This window comes from Polynucleobacter sp. GWA2_45_21, assembly GCF_001830325.1.
Taxonomy (GTDB): domain Bacteria; phylum Pseudomonadota; class Gammaproteobacteria; order Burkholderiales; family Burkholderiaceae; genus Polynucleobacter.
On the sequence record NZ_MHZG01000001.1, the window covers coordinates 278,969 to 295,675 of the forward strand.

Below are 16,707 nucleotides of genomic sequence, written 5' to 3' on the forward strand. Positions count from 1 at the left end.
AAGTAAGTGAGACATGATCCCAGTCAATTCAGTGCTGCAGGTCGGACAATTTCCTGAGGTAATGCAAACGGCAATTGACCAGCGCATTACCCCAGTTCGATATCCAGACCTCAACTCCAGCATTCCGCCCGGCTCTTACGAGAGCATTTTGATTCGCTCAAACACTCAACTACCTATTGAGTTACTAGAGAAACTCCCCCAGGTAAAGATGGTAGCTACTTGCGGTGTAGGCTATGACAACCTTCCCTTAGACTATCTCAAAGCCAAGGGAATCAAAGCCAGCAATACCCCAGGCGTTTTAAATGACGCTGTTTGTGAACTGGCGGTTGGCATGATGTTTGGCTTATTGCGTCGTATACCCCAAGCGCATGAATTTGTTAAAAGTGCAGCCTGGTCAAAAGGTTTATTTACAGTTACCACTACTCTTGCCGGCAAGTGTGTCGGCATTGCGGGAATGGGTCGCATCGGACAAGACCTGGCTAAGCGCCTAGAAGCATTCAATGTCAAGATTGCCTACACTGGCCCAAGCCGTAAGGAAGTTCCTTATGAGTACTTTCCCGATATCCAATCTTTAGCAAAGGCATCTGACGTCCTTTTTCTGGCCTGCCCTGCCACCCCAGAAACAGAAAGAATGATTGATGCTGAAGTCTTAGAGGCCTTAGGGTCTAAGGGCTACCTGATCAATATCGCACGCGGGAGCGTGGTGGATGAGGCTGCACTTTTAGTTGCACTGCAGCAAAAAATCATTGCTGGAGCGGCGCTCGACGTGTTTGAAAATGAACCAAATCCGAACATCGGGTTTCTAAATCTTGATAATGTCTTACTAACACCGCATATTGGAAGTGCCACTTCCGAAACGCGACAATTAATGACAAACCTGGCGATAGATAATTTAGAAGCTTTCTATAATAAAAAACCACTTCTGACAGAAGTAAAAAATTAAAACGGAGTAAGCATGACAATTTCCCTACACCCTTCCACACTACCTGCGGTGCTCTCACCTGTACTGACTCCATTTAAAGAAGATGGCAGTCCCGACGCCCAGAAATTACTGAAGCAATGTCAATGGCTTGAGGCTAATGGTGTTGGCCAAGCGATCTTCGGGACAAACTCTGAAGCTAATTCCATGTCTGCCCGCCAAAAGATGGCTACATTGACAACACTAGTAGAAGGCGGCTTAAACCCAGCACACATGATGCCTGGCACGGGCGCTACATCTATTGATGCCGCAGTCAATATGACTCGTCACGCTCTTGACCATAAGTGTGCTGGCGTATTGATGCTGCCACCGTTCTACTACAAAGACATTACCGATGACGGTCTCTTTGCCTACTTCTCAGAAGTGATTCAGAAGGTTGGCAATGCAGCATTGCAAATTTATATTTACAACATACCTCCAGTTACCAAAATTAACCTGAGCCTTTCTTTACTTGAGCGCTTAGCCAAGGAATATCCAAAAACTGTTGTTGGCATGAAAGACAGTTCTGGTGATTGGGCTTACACAGAATCCGTCATTAAGTTATTAGCGCCATCAGGCTTCCGCGTATATGCTGGTAGCGAAGTCTTCCTCATGCGCACCCTCCGTGCGGGTGGAGTTGGCTGCATCTCAGCAACTGCTAACGTAAACCCTAGGGCTATTGCTGAATTAGCAGCGCATTGGAGAGAATCTGACGCAGATCAACGTCAAGCTGCCTTAGATCAAGTACGCTCTGTATTTGCTCAGTATCAAATGATTGCCGGTATGAAAACTGCAGTTGCCCATTTCAGTAAAGATCCAGAGTGGTTACGCGTACGCCCACCACTCATGCAACTCAGTGCAGACCAGCAAGCAAAGTTACTTGGCGAGCTACAAAAAATCAATTTCAGCATGCCGGGCCTTTAATTACATAGATGTAAAACAGGAGACAAAAATGAAGCTTATTAAAGTAATTGCAGTATCACTCACCATGTTGTTCGGTTCAGTACAAGCACAGAACCTCTCAATTGCAACCGGCGGTACTGGTGGCGTTTACTACCCTATGGGTGGTGGCTTAGCCTCAGTACTTTCTAGCAAAGTACCGGGTATGTCTGCGACTGCTGAAGTTACTGGCGGATCAGTAGATAACTTGAACCTAGTTGGCTCTGGAAAACCTTATGTTGGCTTCTCCATGGCCGATGCTGCTAAAGATGCTGAGTCTGGCCAGGGGAAATTCAAGGGTAGACCAATTGATTTGAGCACGCTACTCGTTCTCTACCCAAATCTCATGCACGTTGTCACAGTTGAATCAACTGGCATCAAGTCCATGAAGGACCTCAAAGGTAAGCGCGTTAGTACTGGCTCACCAGGTAGCGCTACTGAAGTAATGGCATTTCGCCTGCTTGAGGCTGCTGGCCTAGACAAAGATAAAGATGTTCAACGCGAGCGTTTAGGTGCAGCAGAGTCTGTTAATGCGATGAAAGACCGTAAGATTGATGCCTTTTTCTGGGTAGGTGGCTTACCAACCTCTGCAGTGACTGACTTGGCTAATAGCCCAGGTATGACTATTGTGATGGTTGACAATGCTGATGAAGTAGCCGCTATGAACAAGAAATATGGCAATCTCTACTTCAAAGCAGTAATTCCTAAAGCTACCTACAAAGGTATGGCTAAAGACAATCAAGCTGCCGGTGTTGCCAACATTTTGGTTGTTAACGCAAAAATGCCAGATGACGAAGCATACAAAATTGTTAAAGCGGTATTCGATAACAAAATTGATTTAGTTCGTACTCATAAGGAATACATTAACGTAACCCTTGAAAATCAAAAGCAAAGCTCCTCTCCAGTGCAGTATCACCCTGGTGCTTTGAAGTACTTCAAAGAAAAAAACATTAACGTAAATTAATGTAGTTAAAAAGAGCGAGGCATGCCTCGCTCTTTTTTTGCAACCCCAATAAAAAATATAAGTAGAGACATGACTCAAAACGTAATAGACAACGAGACTCAAGCCAAGCTAGACGCCTTCATTAAGGAAGAGGAAGGTGATTCCAATGACTACAAAGGATTGCTAGCAAAATTTATTACCCTGGTGGCGGTGGGGATGTCTCTCTTTCATCTCTATGCAGCATATTCAATTGTTCCAACTCAAGAGTTACGGGTTATTCACGTTGCTCTTGTACTCTTTTTGATCTTTTTAAGCTTCCCCATTGCATCTCGCTTTAAGAACCGACTCATGTGGTGGGATGTCATATTTGCAGTTGGCTCGCTATTAATTGCGTATTACATGCTGAGTAATGCAGATGACTTGTTTGACAGAAATACATTTCCAACCCAATTTGATGTTTTTGTGGGGATTTGCCTAATCCTCATGATTCTCGAAGCAGTACGAAGAACCAACGGCCTAATTCTAGTTACGGTAACTGTTCTATTCCTCTTGTACGCTTTATATGGCAATTACCTTCCCGCTCCATGGACCCATAAAGGCTACGATCTTGATCGTTTAGTGGGCTACATGTACATGACGCTTGAAGGTATTTATGGCACCGCAGTAGACGTGTCAGCAACCCTAATTATCCTCTTCACAATTTTTGGCGCCTTCTTGCAGTTCACTGGCGCAGGTAAATTCTTTATTGATTTTTCGTTTGCAGCTATGGGTGGCAAATCCTCTGGTGTTGGCAGAACTATTGTGATGTCATCATTCCTATTAGGAGGACCATCTGGTTCTGGTGTTGCAACCACTGTTACCGTTGGCTCTGTAGCAGCTCCCATGCTAGAAAAAGTAGGCTACGAAAAAAATGCGGCGGGCGGCTTACTGGCTGCAGGTGGTTTAGGCGCCATCATTTCTCCGCCAGTTCTAGGGGCGGCAGCATTCTTGATCGCTGACTTCCTCAAAATATCGTATTTAGATGTGTTACTGATGGCTACCATACCAACCATCTTGTTTTACCTTGGCTTATTTGTCATGGTAGAAATTGATGTTCGTAAATATGGAATGAAGAACCTGCAATTCAAGGCAGCTGAAACCGCCTGGCAATTAACCAAAAAATACTGGTTCCACTTTTTCTCTCTAATCTCCATCGTTGTATTCATGATGATGGGATTCTCACCAATCATGTCTGTCTTTGCTGCAACAATCGTGTCGGCTTTTTCAAGTATGTTGCGTGAAGATACCGCCATCATTCCATGGGCCTGGTTTAGAGGTAAAGAGCCGTTTTGGTCTGGCCTTTATCAATCCAACCTAACAAAATCTCTTGCTGCTGGTTCAACTGGGGTGTTAGCAATCGCTGCTACTTGTGCTGGCGCTGGTCTGATTGTGGGTACAGTTACCTTAACGGGCTTAGGACTGAAATTTAGCGCTATTGTGATTCAGTATGCTGGCGGCTCGCTACTGCTAACTGCGATTTTTACCGGCTTGGTTGTCTGGGTGGTTGGTCTTGCAGTGCCAGTTACGGCGTCATACATTATTTGCGCTGTGATTGCCGCTCCTGCCCTAATCAACTTGGGTGTACCTGATTTTGCGGCGCATATGTTCATCTTCTACTACGCTGTACTTTCTGAGGTTTCCCCTCCAACAGCCCTCTCGCCATTTGCGGCGGCAGCAATTTGTAAAGGCAATCCTTACAAGACAACACTTCAAACCTGGAAGTATGTTGCCCCCGCCATCTTGGTGCCATTTATGTTTGTTTTAGATAAATCTGGTGTGAGCCTTTTATTAATGGGATCAACCACTGCATTAGCCCAAGCGGATTGGAGTCAAATTGCCTGGATCTCCTTTACTGCAGTCATGGGCGTGATTTGTCTTGCAGGCGGATTGCAGGGTTGGTTTATTGAAAAAACCAATATATTTGAGCGAGTGGTGATGGTGGCTTCAGGTGTTGCTCTCGCCTACCCCGCAAATGAAGCTGATTTATTAGGCTTTGCAGGATTTGGTATTGTGCTCATCACGCAAGCGCTCAGAAACCGTCGCCTTCGAAGAATTTCGCCGTAAACTAAACGTCATCAAACAATAAAAAATCCCGCATTATGTGCGGGATTTTTTATTTTCTAGCAAGCTACTAATTACATTAGGCAATCTTAGTCCAGACCGCTTTACCGGCATACTTTTTAACTGCAGCCTCATCAAACTCAAAACCCAATCCTGGGGTTTTATGCAGAATTAAATCGCCGTTCTTAAAGGCCAGCTGTTTGTTAATTAATCTACGGAAGTTCAAGACCTGATCATCCAAGAAAAATTCCACAAAGCGGGCATTAGGAGTTGCGGCCACTAAAGGCGCATGTAGGTCATGCATCCAATGCGGGCAAACAATCACCCCTTTTAAATCTGCATAGGCTGAAATACGACGCCATTCGGTAATGCCGCCACACACCGCTGCATCCGATTGCAAAATAGCTGCACCGCCAGCATCAATCAACTCCCTAAAACGCCAGCGTCCAGCCTCCATCTCGCCGGTAGCGACGTTGATCTTAGTTTGGCGTGCCAGCGCCGCATGCAGGTCAATCGCATCTGGTGAAAATGGCTCCTCAATCCAGTAAGGGTTGTAAGCCTCAAAGCGACGGATGTATTCCAGAGCAGTTGGCAGATCACGCCAAGCATTATTGGCATCCAAGGTCAGCAAAACATCCTCGCCTACAGCCTTACGAGCAGCCTTAACACGTGCCTCTTCTTCTCTTGGGGATAGGCGCCCCACCTTCATTTTGACGGCCTTAAAACCCTGTTTAACGTAAGACTCCATCTCCTTACCCAGCTTGGCAGGTGTTTTACCATCTAAATAATATCCACCACTGGCATAAGCCGGCACACGGTCATCTACAACTGAGCCCAAATAATGGTGAAGAGGTAATTTTGCGGCGCGGGCATTTAAATCCCAAAGTGCGGTATCCAAAATGGAGATGCCACGCATGACTGCGCCAGCACGCCCCTGCAAAATAGACTCGTTATACATATCCATCCACAAGCCTTCGCTGCGATGACTATTTTGACCAATCAGTTTTGGGGCCAGTAATTGCTCTACCGCAATCTTGGCAATATCCCCGCCAGCACTACCAACGTAGCAAAAGCCAATACCTTCATTACCATCCTTACCACGCACCTTGACTAAGCAGTAGTGGCGCTCTGAAACTGTGCGCGTGGAAAAAGAGGTGACCTTATCTAGAGGCACTGCTACTGCAGCTACTGATACTGACTCAATAATGGGCATGAGGGCTCCTGTATTCAAAAAATTATTGTAGCCATAATTAGGGATGTATGACGGCCCATAAATAAGGAATAATGGGTCGCTAATTAACATGCATCATTTACAAATTTGGGAAAGTTATGAGTAAAGTCATTGTGATAGGCACAGGTACCATGGGCGTGGGTATTGCTGCCGGCTTTCTGGCATTTGGTGCCAACACGATTTTGCTGGGCAGAGATCTTGAGAAAGCAAAACTGAGCCTTCCCAAAGTGGAGGCATGTGCCGACTCTATTAATCCAACATGGCGAGAAAGCCGTGCGCAACTCATTGCCGGCACCATTGCAGACTGGTCGGATTGGGACAATACCGATCTCATTATTGAAACTATCTCTGAGCGTCTTGAACTTAAACAAGCAATATTTAGCGAACTTGATCAGCGTGTACCACCCAGCATTCCGATTGGTAGCAATAGCTCAGGTTTCCCCATCAGCGATATTGCGCAAGGTCTTCCAACAAGCCACCGCATGTTCAATACCCACTACTTCATGCCTGCCCATATCGTTCCCTTGGTGGAAGTGGTATTGGGCACAGCATCAGATACTCAAATGGCAGAGCAGGTTTGCAGCCTCTATCGCGCCCATGGCAAAAAACCCGTGTTGGTCAAGCGTGATATCCCGGGATTTCTGGCTAACCGAATTCAGCATGCCTTAATGCGCGAAGCACTCTCTCTGGTTCAAGAAGGAATCGCCACGCCAGATGATATTGACACTGCGGTGCGCTATAGCTTTGGCTTTCGTTACGCAGCAGTTGGTCCAATGACTCAAAAAGAAATTTCCGGATGGGAGGGTATGGCACTAGCTGCAGAGGTAATCTACCCTTCCCTCTCCAACATTACCAAGCCACCTGCTTGGGTCATGGATCTAGTGAGTAGCGGAAATACGGGTATGGCCAAGGGCGCAGGTTTTAGAGAGTGGTCACCAGAAGAAGCAAGGGAGATGAAGCAAGTCTATGAAATGCGCCTCAAAGCAGCGTTTGAGGTGCTCAAAATAGCCCCCGAACTCAATTAAGTCGATATTGTTGCGGCACAGCATATTCCAAAACACGTAGATCTTTGGCAACAATATTGGATAATTGATGAGTGAAGAAAAAAGTCTGTGAATGGCCCCTGTTTTTAAAAAGGGTAATCAAAGTAACTGGGTTTGCCCTTCTAGGGTTTATTCAACTGCCAGGGGTAGAGCTCGTCTCTAGCGCTCTGGCGCAAACTACTAGCCAAAACAGTAAGGCCAGCAAAGTGCCTCAAGTCAAGCAAAAGGCTGTAGTACCAAAAAGCAAGCAGGCCGGGCTTCAAGTGAAGAATGACTCTTTAAGTCAGTCCTCCAAAAGTATGAGTTTAAATCCCGAGTTATTCAAACGAATTGAGGGAGCACCCAATAATCAAGATATCGCAAACCTAGATTACCGCGTACAGCGTGGCTGTCTACGTCGCAGCTATAACGAAGAAAATCTCCCAGCCAATTTAGGCTTAGACGATAGCAACTTGAATGATTTTTTTAAATCGCAAACCAAAGGGTTTTTTGATCGAATGCGTGGCAATTGCATTCCTTACGCTCTAGCCCTGGGAAGTCGCAATCGCTTTGAATCCCTCAGCATCATGAATGGCCCCATACAAGATGCTAAGACGGAGATTTGGACTTTTACACCTTCGGCAGCTGGTAGCTTCTTGATTCAACAAGACTACCTCAGGGATGAGTCCAAACGCTTTACAGAGATTCAATTACCACTGAGCGATGTTTTGTATGACCCTAAAAAAGTAGGCGATAAATTACCAGTTGAACTGGTTTGGGAACTGAACTCGGTCATCAAGCAAATTTATCCAGAAGAAAATAATGCGCTTGAAAATACCAATAGCGTTGTTCGACTGATTGTGGACTTTGGCGATAAAGAGCGCTGGGCACAAATTTGGGCTGCGGAAATTATTGACCCAGCAAGTGGCGAAGTCTTTTCAAGCGCATTTTGGGTTGAGCGGAATGATATTCCGGGTGGTTTTTATACCGCTAGCGGGGAATCTATTGAGCGCACTTTTTGGACTAACCCCTTAAGCTATCGACGCATATCCAGAGGTGTCGGCAGCGTGCGAGCATCCAGCAAAAAAGCGGCGCCGTCCAAGAATGGTGCACCTGTAGCAGCACCTAAACAGCGCTATCGAACTCATATGGGCATTGATTATTCAGCGCCAAAAGGCACGCCAGTTTTTAGTGTAGCCACAGGCAAGGTAGTGCATCTAGGCTATAGCGGCGCGTTTGGCAACCTGATCATCATCGAACACCCTGGAAACTATCGCACCTACTATGCGCATTTAAGCGCCTACAACGTTGAGTTACAAGTGGGCAACGAAGTCCGACGCGGTTTAGAGATTGGCTATGTTGGATCAACTGGTCGCTCTACTGGACCCCATCTTCACTTTGAATTAAGAAAAGATGGGGTCTATGTCGATCCCTACGCCTCAAAAACACAATTAGATTTATGGAATATGCGCGATAGCGATAGCGGCTTACTTACCAGAGAAATTCTATTGCTAGGAACACCTGTATTAAATTAATTTAGTGAATTTATTTAGTAGATTAATTTTTTGCAAATAAAAATGAATATAAAAAAGGGTCCAAATGGACCCTTTTGTTTGACGCTATCGATATCAGCCGATAACTAATACTGGCAACTTGGAGTGCACAATCACCTCATGTGTTTCGCTACCCAATAAAACACTCTTAATACCAGTGCGTTTATGAGAGGCCATCACGATGACATCGGCTTTGGCTTTCTTGGCACCATCCAAAATACCTTCAGATAGGTTGCTATTGGCAATATGCAGGGTATTAGCCTTAATAGCGGCACCCAATGCAACTGCTGACTTTTTCAGGATATCCGCTGCAAATGCATCACATACCTTTTTATGCTCTTTTAGAGAGATGCCATACCCCATGGTGCTATCGGAATACACCATCGGCGGCATTGGATCAGATACATAAACCAATGTCACTGCGGCCTTATCCGCCTTAGCAAGCTCAGCGACCCTTTTTAAGGACTTTTTACTGATATCCGAACCATCAACCGGTACTAATAAGTGCTTGAACATATTGACTCCTGTTAAATTAAGCCTCAATGGCTTTCATTCCATCATAATCCTTAATACTCTCGTATAAAAGCATAAAAAGGAAACTGAATTGCTCAAGTATTTAGCGGTATATTTTTCATTTCTAATGTCATTCGTCATCATTGATTTCATTTGGCTTCTTGGTATCGCCAAAAATCTCTATCGCGATGACATGGGCTCGCTCATGGCCAGCGAGCCCAAGCTATTAGCTGGGCTTGGCTTCTATTTACTCTATGCGCTTGGTGCATCTATTTTTGTCATTCTTCCAGCAATTTCAAAACAGTCTTTCTTATATGCGGTGCAATATGGCGCCCTATTTGGTTTCTTTTGCTATATGACTTACGATCTCACCAATCTTGCCGTCATCCGTGACTTCCCTATGCGACTGGCATTTGTGGATATCGTTTGGGGCTCAGCGGTAACCGCGGCATCCTGCGCTCTAGCCTACTGGCTTGGTAGTAAGATAGCCTGAAAATCTTTTTCCCATGAATCTATTTCACCCAAAACTACTTGATTCCTTTAAGGGCTATAACGGCGCCCTTTTTAGTAAAGATATATTGGCGGGCATCACGGTCGGTGTAGTTGCGCTACCTTTAGCAATGGCCTTTGCAATTGCCAGTGGACTCAAACCAGAAGCAGGCATTTTCACAGCGATTATTGCTGGCGGACTCATTTCTGTATTAGGAGGTAGTCGCGTACAAATTGGTGGGCCAGCGGGCGCTTTCATTGTCATCGTTTACGGCATTGTTGAGCATTACGGTCTTGCTAATTTGCTGTTGGCAACTGCCATGTCTGGGGTGTTCTTATTTTTGATGGGACTCTTTCGACTTGGGACTTTAATTCGCTTTATTCCAATTGCCGTCATTATTGGATTTACCAATGGTATCGCCGTCTTAATTGGTCTTTCTCAAGTCAAAGAGTTTTTTGGTCTACAAATTACCAAGATGCCTGCTGAATTTTTTCAAGCAATCGAAGCTTTGTATGCTGCCGCTGATACAGTAAATCCCATTGCCCTTATGTTGTCCATAGGCAGCTTAGCTCTTTTAATTGCTTGGAGAACTTTTCAGAAACGTCTTGGACACCTAAGCCATATCCCAGCAACAGTCATTGCAATGACTGTTGCCACCATCATCACCAGCATATTTAACCTGCCTGTCGACACCATTGGCAGTCGTTTTGGCGGTATACCATCAGGACTACCTAGCTTTGAATGGATTCCAGTGAGCTGGAGTACTGCACAGTTTGTCATTGCGCCAGCTATCACATTAGCCGTGCTTGGGGCCATTGAATCGTTGCTATGTGCACGCATTGCCGATGGACTGATTCATGATCGCCACAATTCTAACCAGGAGCTGATGGCGCAGGGAGTAGCTAATTTAGTCACTCCATTTTTTGGTGGCATGCCAGCAACAGGAACAATTGCAAGAACAGTTACCAACATCCAGAGTGGCGCTAGCACACCGATTGCCGGCATAGTTCATGCCTTGACATTGCTGGTGATTGTTTTATTTGGAGCTCCACTTGCAACCAATATTCCTTTAGCTAGTCTAGCTGCGATTCTCATGTTTGTTGCTTGGAATATGGGTGAGTGGAGAAAGTTTGCTGATCTCAAGCAATTCCGCATGCCTTATCGCTTAACAATGTTGAGCGTGTTTTTCCTAACCATCATCTTGGATCTCACTGTTGCAATACAGGTGGGCCTGTTATTGGCCTTCATTACTTTCATCTATCGCATCTCCAGCCTATCTCGCTATGAGTCGGCAAGTGCAATCGATTTTCCAGAACTACAAACACATCAAGGAAAAATTGCTGTTTTCAGAATCTATGGCGCCATCTTTTTTGGGGCAGTCAAGCTTCTAGAAAATATCGAAAAGGAATTACCTTCACAAGTTTTAGTCTTGGACATGAAGAATGTGATCTATATCGACGTCTCCGGAATGGATGCCCTGCTTGAGCTTGAGAGCGTTTGCAAATCCAAGGGTGTCAAGCTCGTGATTTGTGGTCTAGTACATCAACCCTATGATATGGCAGTGCGTGGAGGCCTATTTGATAGAGTGCCTCAGGATTACATCCAAGCTGACCTGCAGCAAGGCATTCGCACTGCAGTCAGTCACGTCAGCTGATACAGAAACCACCTTTTAGCAAAGCTTCCGGCAAATACCAAGCACGATAAAGGCCGAAAATTCCTGCGGACAATAGCAGACCTGCAGCGATATATCTCACCCAAACATATTGCCCAAACTGCGTCAAAGCAGCTGAGAATTTAGATATCAATAAGAGGTTGGGTAAGGTGCCCAATCCAAATGCCAGCATAAGTGCGGCACCCGTCAAGACATCTCCAGACAAAAAGGCTAGTGGTAAAACGCTATAGACCAAGCCGCAAGGAACCAGACCCCACACCATTCCGCTAAACCAGCGAGATGAACGACCCGTGAAACTCCCTAAATATTTAGCCCAATAGCTAGCCATCCGTGCACCAAGCCACTTGCCGACCAATAAGGGACTATTCGATCTCTGTCGCAAAAGACGCAAGCCCATTACTAGCAAAATCAGTGAAGTCAAAGCGAATAGAGGTCGCTGAATAGGCACTACGTTTTGCTGCCACAGTACGGCGCCTACCCACCCTGCAACAGCGCCTAGCAAAACATAGGTCGTCAAACGTCCAAGGTGCATGATGAGCTGGAGATGAAAAAGCTCAGACTTACTTTGCAATGGGATGTAGGTCGCCCCCTGCGTATTGCCTTGGCGCTCAATTGCCGCAGCTATACCGCCACACATTAAGGCGCAATGCCATCCACTGACCAAAGCCCCCAAAAATACCGCCAGCAAAAGGCTAGTAGTCAGCATTTAGGCATCCAGCGCTGCATAGAAATATTGAAATTGCACATTATCCGAGTAGAATAAACTGAACTGGTAACTTGATCCAATATGAATTACACCAACTCAGATGTCCCTAGTAGCAAATGCTCAGTCTGTGTACTGGGTCAGTTTTGTCTGCCAGTCGGAATCAGTCCGAGTGATATTGCCAAGATTGACACCCTCGTCAAAGAACGTGTCCACCTACAAAAAGGTGAAAGCCTCTACCGTCATGGAGACCCACTCTCTGCGGTGTACAGCGTACGTTATGGGACTCTCAAGACTGAATATGGTCTCGAAGATGGACGTCAACAGGTAATTGGCTTTCATTTACCTGGCGAAATCTTGGGGCTGGATGGTATTGGTGAAGGTAGCTATCAATCTGAGGCCATTGCCCTAGAAGAAAGCGAAGTCTGCATCATTCGCTATGAAGCATTTGAAGATTTAGCACGCCAAATTCCAGTACTGCAAAAGCAGTTTCACCGCATTCTAAGCCGTGAACTCACGCAAGATCAACGTCACCTACTCTCGCTCGGCAGCTTGCGTGCTGAAGAGCGTTTAGCAGCATTCTTATTGAATCTTTCTCAACGCCTAGCCGCTCGTGGTTATCAAAACAATGAATTTGATTTACGCATGAGTCGCGTAGAGATTGGTAGTTACTTGGGAATTCAGATTGAAACGGTTAGCCGCATGCTCTCACGCTTTGCTGAATCAGGCTTGATTCAAATTAAGCAGCGTCATATCAAACTGATAGATATGGATGGGCTTTATGAATTGGCCAGTATTCCCAACCCAGACCGCGCACTTCAACTCAAGCCAATTAGCGCTTAAATACCAGGCTTAAATCAAACCCTGATCTGACTCTTTACTAGTGTCCTCGCTGATGCCCGGCAGAATATAAGCAGTTAAAGCGCTGGAGAATGAGCAAAATATCCAGATGATAAAAAATCCGATGGTGTAAATACCTTCATCTGAAATATTAGGGTGATGGCCAAAGAATAAAAGTTCAGAGGGATGCACAATACTAAAGAGCAAGCCCTCAGCCAGGATCGAGACCAAAAATGATGGCCACATAATCCAAATGAATAGGCGGTACTTCATTTACGATCCTGGTCTACTTTAAGCTGCTCAACCTTGAGTCCACGCTTGACTACGCCATCACGGACCGGCTTATCTGAGTAAAGGTTTACAGCCAAATAAATAGTGATCACACAACCAATAGCCGCCACAGCAGGGCCGCTAATCAGTAGCCATGGCCAGAGCTGTTTAAACCAAGGCTTATTTATTTCGTGTTCTGACATATTCATCCTCTCCATCTTTCGCTATCTAGCTTAGCGGGGAACAATAAAGCTTGATTTTTCATCACGCGTCCTGGTAATCAATTCATTACCCGACATCTCATGACCAATTACATCAAAATGAATTGGGTAATTACCAGGCTCGTGCACTCCAACCGTAGTACTTACTTTAACCGGAATCAGCAGATTGCTGGCAGGCCCCACTTCAATTTCAGTAACAACTTGTCCCTGGGAATTCAGGATTTTTAGGTCATCCAAGCCTGTTGCCTTAACTTGCACGTTCATATTATTTTCTGAGGCGTTCATGATCTGAATACGGTAAATGTTCTCAATCCGAACCCCATCAACCTCCCTAGCCAGTGCGCCACGGTCCCGCATCACATCCACCCGCAATGGGTTTCGGGTTACCAGGGAAATTAAGAAAGCACTGGTCAGCACTGTAATAAATGCAATATAAATCAATACGCGGGGACGCAAGATATGGCGTATCGCACTTTGATTGGTCTCTTTATCCTCAATGGCTCGCTCGGTCGTATACCGAATTAAGCCTTTTGGATAATCCACCTTCTCCATCACTTGATCGCAAGCATCAATACATGCCCCGCAACCAATACACATGTATTGAAGGCCATCACGAATATCAATACCAGTTGGGCAGACTTGCACGCAAATACTGCAATCAACACAATCACCTAAGCCCAAGGTCGTATGATCAACTGACTTACTGCGACTACCTCTTGGCTCGCCACGCACTTTATCGTAGGTCACAAGGAAGGTGTCTTTATCCACCATCACGCTCTGAAAGCGTGCATATGGGCACATGTATTTGCAAACTTGCTCGCGCATGAAGCCAGCATTACCCCAGGTTGCAAAGCTATAAAAACATAGCCAGAAGGTTTGCCATGGGCCAAGCGAAAAATGCAGAATAGCAGTACCTAAGGTTTCAATTGGGGTGAAGTAGCCAATAAAGGTAAAGCCAGTCCAGAAGGCGATCAGGAGCCACAAGAAATGCTTCGTGATCTTGAGGCGCCACTTACGAATACTCCAAGGCCACTCCTCCCCATCCAAGCGAATGCGGGCAAATCGATCACCTTCAACCTTGCGCTCGATCCACATAAAGATTTCGGTATAGACAGTTTGTGGACAAGCGTAACCACAAAATAAACGACCAGCAATTGCAGTAAAGAGAAATAGCGCAAGTGCGGAAAGAATTAACAGGAGCGTGAGATAGATCACATCCTGCGGCCACAACACGAGGCCAAAGATATAGAACTTACGCTGAATTAAATCAAAGAGTACTGCTTGGCGATCATTCCAACTAATCCATGGAAGGCCATAAAACAGCAACTGAGTTGCAACAACCAAAATGATGCGCCAGCGGGCGAATAGCCCAGTAACAGAACGCGGGTAAATCTTTCGCCGGACCTCATAAAGAGATTCCTCGATAACATCTATAGGAATAGGCTTCCCAACCGGCGAATTATCTGACACTGATTACTTAGCTGCTGCAGTCTTATTGTTAGATAAACCCCAAACATAAGCCGTCAAGAGATGAATCTTCTCTGGACTCAACACTTTGTCTTGAGCTGGCATCATCGCCATGCGGCCCTTGGTGACAGTCTCAACAATCGCTGCCTCTGAACCACCGTACAACCAGGTTTTATCAGTCAAGTTAGGGGCACCTAAAACAATATTACCTTTACCATCTGCACCGTGACAGGCCACACAATTGGCCTTAAATACTTCTGCGCCACGAGCAGCCTTCAAGTCATCCGATGGTAAACCTGAAAGGCTACGAACATAATTAGCTACATCCACGATTTGCTTACTATCAAGCTGTGGGAATGGAGGCATTACACCAGCGCGACCATTAATCAATGTAGTTTTGATATTTTCTGGGGAACCGCCATAGAGCCAGTCCTTGTCAGTTAAATTCGGGAAGCCTTTTGCACCACCCGCATCTGAACCATGGCACTGAGCGCAGGAATTCAAGAACAAACGTTGACCCATCTCGCGTGCTTTTGGATCAGCAGCAACTTGCTCAATATCCATCTTCACGTATTTCGCGTAGACCGGCTTTAATTCATCGTTGGCCTCTGTCATAGAGCTCATTAAAGCGCCATCAGTTGTATAACCAACTACACCTGGAAATGAGCCTAAACCTGGGAACAGAACCAAGTAACCCAGCGCAAAGAAACAAGATAACAAGAACATCCAAGCCCACCAGCGTGGCAGCGGATTGTTCAGTTCACGCAAATTTCCATCCCAGACATGGCCAGTATCCGCTACTGCGCCATCTTCTGTATGGATTACCTTAGCTTTGCGCTGCGAAGCTAGTAACCAAATACACCAAACAATACCGACTAATGAAACAAGCGCGATGTAATTACTCCAACCGCTATTAAAAAAGTCACTCATGATTTGTCCTTACTAAATTCATCTGGAAGATCAAATGGAAGCTCTGCCGATTCTTCATTGGCTGACTTTCTGCCAGGCGACCAGGCCCACCAAACAATCCCAACGAAGAAGACGAGTCCAATTACTGTTGAAAAAGCGGAGAGATAGGCTGTGATCTGTTCCATTTGATTTATATAGTTTTAAATTAATAACCTTGGTGATTACTTCGTTACCACTTCATCAACCATGATGTAGCGACGATTGACACCCAAACCTTGAAGGTAAGCAATCAAAGCATCTTCTTCGGTCTTGCCTTCCAACTCTTTAGGAGCTTCTGCAATCATTTCATCGGTGTAAGGAACACCCAAACGACGCATTGCAAGCATATGAGACTGAATAGAGGAGGCATCAGCAGCATTTTTCTGCAACCAAGGATATCCAGGCATATTGGACTCAGGCACCACATCACGCGGATTACGTAGGTGAATACGATGCCAATCATCAGAATAGCGAGCACCAACACGAGCTAAATCAGGACCGGTACGCTTACTACCCCACAAGAATGGATGATCAAATACTGACTCACCAGCTAAAGAATAAGGACCGTAACGCTCGACTTCAGAACGCAGTGTACGAATCTGTTGTGAGTGGCAACCAACACAACCTTCACGCTGATATACGTCACGGCCAGCTAAACGCAATGCTGTATATGGCGCTACGCCAGGACTTGGTTCAGTGGTCGTGTGCTGAAAGAACAATGGAACAATTTGCACCAAGCCAGCAATCGAAACCACAATAATCGTGGCAATAATTAACCAACCGACGTTTTTCTCAAGCGTTCCGTGGGAAAAGAATTTATTTTCATTAGACATTTTC

General features: G+C 45.6%; 18 protein-coding genes. 9 read left to right on the plus strand and 9 right to left on the minus strand.

Features of this window, described 5'->3' with window-relative positions; genetic code table 11:
- Positions 1-13: 13 nt before the first annotated feature.
- The 4 genes from A2X74_RS01420 (at position 14) to A2X74_RS01435 (ending at position 4,943) form a co-directional block, all read left to right on the plus strand.
- Entirely contained in the window at positions 14-943 is a 930-nt protein-coding gene (locus A2X74_RS01420) for a 2-hydroxyacid dehydrogenase (RefSeq protein ID WP_293627681.1), read from the plus strand.
- Positions 944-955: 12 nt separating this feature from the next.
- Positions 956-1,882, plus strand: a complete 927-nt coding sequence (locus A2X74_RS01425) for a dihydrodipicolinate synthase family protein (protein ID WP_293627683.1) — start codon at positions 956-958, stop codon at positions 1,880-1,882.
- 28 nt (positions 1,883-1,910) lie between these two features.
- Positions 1,911-2,861, plus strand: coding sequence for a TAXI family TRAP transporter solute-binding subunit (locus A2X74_RS01430; protein ID WP_293627685.1), 951 nt, complete (start codon positions 1,911-1,913; stop codon positions 2,859-2,861).
- A gap of 69 nt (positions 2,862-2,930) precedes the next feature.
- Positions 2,931-4,943, plus strand: coding sequence for a TRAP transporter fused permease subunit (locus A2X74_RS01435; protein ID WP_293627687.1), 2,013 nt, complete (start codon positions 2,931-2,933; stop codon positions 4,941-4,943).
- Positions 4,944-5,019: 76 nt separating this feature from the next.
- On the opposite strand, the gene A2X74_RS01440 is transcribed toward A2X74_RS01435, so the two are convergent.
- Positions 5,020-6,153, minus strand: coding sequence for a mandelate racemase/muconate lactonizing enzyme family protein (locus A2X74_RS01440; RefSeq protein WP_293627689.1), 1,134 nt, complete (start codon positions 6,151-6,153; stop codon positions 5,020-5,022).
- 116 nt (positions 6,154-6,269) lie between these two features.
- Here A2X74_RS01440 and A2X74_RS01445 point away from each other — a divergent pair, with 116 nt between their 5' ends.
- Both A2X74_RS01445 and A2X74_RS01450 read left to right on the plus strand, forming a co-directional pair.
- Positions 6,270-7,196, plus strand: coding sequence for a 3-hydroxyacyl-CoA dehydrogenase NAD-binding domain-containing protein (locus tag A2X74_RS01445; protein ID WP_293627691.1), 927 nt, complete (start codon positions 6,270-6,272; stop codon positions 7,194-7,196).
- Positions 7,197-7,267: 71 nt separating this feature from the next.
- Positions 7,268-8,728, plus strand: coding sequence for a M23 family metallopeptidase (locus A2X74_RS01450; protein ID WP_293627693.1), 1,461 nt, complete (start codon positions 7,268-7,270; stop codon positions 8,726-8,728).
- 93 nt (positions 8,729-8,821) lie between these two features.
- Here A2X74_RS01450 and A2X74_RS01455 read toward each other — a convergent pair whose 3' ends face one another.
- Entirely contained in the window at positions 8,822-9,262 is a 441-nt protein-coding gene (locus tag A2X74_RS01455) for a universal stress protein (protein WP_293627695.1), read from the minus strand.
- A gap of 88 nt (positions 9,263-9,350) precedes the next feature.
- On the opposite strand from A2X74_RS01455, the gene A2X74_RS01460 reads away from it, so the two are divergent.
- A complete protein-coding gene (locus tag A2X74_RS01460; protein WP_293627697.1) occupies positions 9,351-9,752 on the plus strand; it encodes a DUF2177 family protein in 402 nt (133 codons plus the stop codon).
- A gap of 13 nt (positions 9,753-9,765) precedes the next feature.
- Positions 9,766-11,403: a SulP family inorganic anion transporter gene (locus A2X74_RS01465; RefSeq protein WP_293627699.1), complete on the plus strand. Its 1,638-nt coding sequence runs from the start codon at positions 9,766-9,768 to the stop codon at positions 11,401-11,403.
- On the opposite strand, the gene A2X74_RS01470 is transcribed toward A2X74_RS01465, so the two are convergent.
- Positions 11,396-12,127, minus strand: a complete 732-nt coding sequence (locus tag A2X74_RS01470; RefSeq protein ID WP_293627701.1) for a sulfite exporter TauE/SafE family protein — start codon at positions 12,125-12,127, stop codon at positions 11,396-11,398. The genes A2X74_RS01465 and A2X74_RS01470 overlap by 8 nt on opposite strands.
- An 81-nt stretch (positions 12,128-12,208) precedes the next feature.
- Between A2X74_RS01470 and A2X74_RS01475 the strand changes: the two genes are divergently transcribed.
- Positions 12,209-12,967, plus strand: a complete 759-nt coding sequence (locus tag A2X74_RS01475; protein ID WP_293627703.1) for a helix-turn-helix domain-containing protein — start codon at positions 12,209-12,211, stop codon at positions 12,965-12,967.
- Between the two features lie 9 nt (positions 12,968-12,976).
- Here the strand turns inward: A2X74_RS01475 and A2X74_RS01480 are convergent, their stop codons facing one another.
- From A2X74_RS01480 to ccoO, 6 genes are read right to left on the minus strand one after another with little or no spacing between them, the layout of a single operon-like run.
- Positions 12,977-13,237, minus strand: a complete 261-nt coding sequence (locus A2X74_RS01480; protein WP_215386427.1) for a hypothetical protein — start codon at positions 13,235-13,237, stop codon at positions 12,977-12,979.
- Entirely contained in the window at positions 13,234-13,437 is a 204-nt protein-coding gene (locus tag A2X74_RS01485) for a FixH family protein (RefSeq protein ID WP_174221124.1), read from the minus strand. Before A2X74_RS01485 ends, A2X74_RS01480 begins: the two co-directional genes overlap by 4 nt.
- Before the next feature lie 30 nt (positions 13,438-13,467).
- Positions 13,468-14,925 carry a cytochrome c oxidase accessory protein CcoG gene (ccoG, locus tag A2X74_RS01490; RefSeq protein ID WP_293627710.1) on the minus strand — a complete coding sequence of 486 codons (1,458 nt, stop codon included), beginning with the start codon at positions 14,923-14,925 and terminating at the stop codon, positions 13,468-13,470.
- A gap of 3 nt (positions 14,926-14,928) precedes the next feature.
- Positions 14,929-15,852: a cytochrome-c oxidase, cbb3-type subunit III gene (gene ccoP, locus A2X74_RS01495; RefSeq protein WP_293627712.1), complete on the minus strand. Its 924-nt coding sequence runs from the start codon at positions 15,850-15,852 to the stop codon at positions 14,929-14,931.
- Positions 15,849-16,007 (minus strand): CcoQ/FixQ family Cbb3-type cytochrome c oxidase assembly chaperone, encoded by a 159-nt coding sequence (locus A2X74_RS01500; RefSeq protein ID WP_197712926.1) that lies wholly within the window; start codon positions 16,005-16,007, stop codon positions 15,849-15,851. The genes ccoP and A2X74_RS01500 overlap by 4 nt, the downstream gene beginning before the upstream one ends.
- A gap of 45 nt (positions 16,008-16,052) precedes the next feature.
- Complete coding sequence (gene ccoO, locus A2X74_RS01505) at positions 16,053-16,703, minus strand: cytochrome-c oxidase, cbb3-type subunit II (protein WP_293627714.1); 651 nt, start codon at positions 16,701-16,703, stop codon at positions 16,053-16,055.
- Positions 16,704-16,707: the final 4 nt, after the last annotated feature.